Genomic DNA, 1917 nt, shown 5'->3' with positions numbered 1-1917 from the left:
AGCCGGGGGCCGAGCACCGGGAAACCCTGGCCTCGGCCAGCGCCGCGGCGGCGGCGGGCGGCGTCACCACCCTGGTCTGCATGCCCGACACCAACCCGGTGATCGACGGCCCGGCGATCGTGGACTTCGTGCTTCGCCGCGCTCGCGACACCGCGTGCGTCAACGTCCTGCCCGCGGCCGCCATCACCAAGGGCTTGGCCGGCAAGGAGATGACCGAGTTCGGCCTGCTCCAGGAAGCGGGCGCGGTGGCGTTCACCGATGGCCTGCACGCGGTGGGCAACGCCCAGGTGATGCGCCGCGCCCTGACCTACGCCCGGGATTTCGACGCCCTGCTGATGCAGCATGTCGAGGAGGCCGACCTCGTCGCCGAGGGCGTGATGAACGAGGGCGAGCTCGCCTCCCGCCTCGGGTTGATGGGCATCCCCCGGGAGGCCGAGACCGTGATGCTGGAGCGCGACATCCGCCTCGTCCGGCTGACCGGTGCCCGCTACCACGCGGCCATGATCTCGACCGCCGATTCGGTCGAGATCGTGCGCCGGGCCAAGCAGGACGGGCTGCCGGTGACCTGCGGAGTCTCGGTCAACAACCTCGTGCTGAACGAGAACGACATCGGCCATTACCGCACCTTCTGCCGGCTCTCGCCGCCGCTGCGGGACGAGGCCGACCGGCACGCCATGGTGCAGGCCCTGAACGAGGGCGTGATCGACGTGGTCGTCTCCGACCACAACCCGCAGGATGTCGAGACCAAGCGCCTGCCCTTCGCTGAGGCGGCCGACGGGGCGCTCGGGATCGAGACCCTGCTCGGCGCGTCCCTGCGGCTGGTCCACACCGGCGACCTCGCGCTCGCCAAGCTCGTGGCGGCGCTCACCGTGAACCCGGCCCGGATCCTCGGCCGCGAGGCGGGCCGGCTGGCGGTCGGCGCGCCGGCCGACCTGGTGCTGATCGACCCCGATCTGCCCTACGTGCTCGACAAGCGGCGGCTCAAGTCGCGGTCCAAGAACTCGCCCTTCGACGAGGCGCGCCTCCAGGGCGCCGCGGTGCTGACGCTGGTGGGTGGCCGGACGGTGCACGCCCTCGACGATCTCGCGGCCGCGGCATGACGCTCCCGGACCTCGCGACGCCCGCCGTCCTCGGCGGCCTTGCCCTGGGTTACGCCCTGGGCTCGATTCCGTTCGGGCTCATCCTGACGCGGTTTGCCGGGCTCGGCGACGTCCGGGCGATCGGCTCGGGCAATATCGGCGCGACCAACGTGCTGCGCACCGGCCGGAAGGGCCTCGCCGCCGCGACGCTGCTGGGCGATGCCCTGAAGGGGACCGCCGCGGTGTTGATCGCCCGTCAGCTCGGCGAGGGCCCGGCGCTGGCGGCCGGCCTCGGAGCCTTCCTCGGCCACCTCTTCCCGGTCTGGCTCGGCTTCAAGGGCGGCAAGGGGGTGGCGACCTTCATCGGCGTGCTGCTGGCCTTCAGCCCGCCGGCTCTGGCGGCCTTCGCGGCGATCTGGCTCGGCCTGGCCTTCGCGCTGAAATACTCGTCGCTGGCGGCGCTGGCCGCCTCCGCGGCGACGCCGCTCGTGCTGTGGGCGCTCGGTACGCCGACGCAAGCTGTGCTGTTCCTGCTGCTCGGCCTGCTGCTATGGTGGAAGCACGCACCCAACATCCGGCGACTCGCGGCCGGCACCGAGGGGCGCATCGGCCAGAAGGGCTGAGCCGTCACGCGCGACGGCGTGATCCCGGGGGTGCGCCATGCAGCTCAGCGATGCCCAGCGCCTCGATTGGCTGCGGCTGATCCGGACCCAGGGCGTCGGCCCCCGCAGCTTCCGCACCCTGATCAACCGGTTCGGCGGGGCGGCCGCGGCCCTCGAAGCCTTGCCGGCCCTGACCGGGCGCCAGGGCAGACGCGTCGAGCCGCCGAGCCGGAGGC

At 72.8% G+C, this 1917-nt stretch carries 2 protein-coding genes and 1 pseudogene; all 3 read left to right on the top strand.

From position 1 onward, the window contains the following. Positions 1-1100, top strand: a 1100-nt coding sequence (gene pyrC / locus FV228_RS28275; RefSeq protein ID WP_147857521.1) for a dihydroorotase, incomplete at its 5' end; no start/stop codon positions are given. After that, positions 1097-1702 carry a glycerol-3-phosphate 1-O-acyltransferase PlsY gene (gene plsY, locus FV228_RS28270; protein ID WP_147857520.1) on the top strand — a complete coding sequence of 202 codons (606 nt, stop codon included), beginning with the start codon at positions 1097-1099 and terminating at the stop codon, positions 1700-1702. The genes pyrC and plsY, both read left to right, overlap by 4 nt. Positions 1703-1739: 37 nt before the next feature. Further along, positions 1740-1917, top strand: a pseudogene (locus tag FV228_RS34510) (DNA-protecting protein DprA); the annotation flags it as partial.

Source organism: Methylobacterium sp. WL18 (assembly GCF_008040015.1).
Classification (GTDB): domain Bacteria; phylum Pseudomonadota; class Alphaproteobacteria; order Rhizobiales; family Beijerinckiaceae; genus Methylobacterium; species Methylobacterium mesophilicum.
Note: the sequence above shows the minus strand (reverse complement) of the source record. Positions and strands in the feature narration are given on the sequence as shown.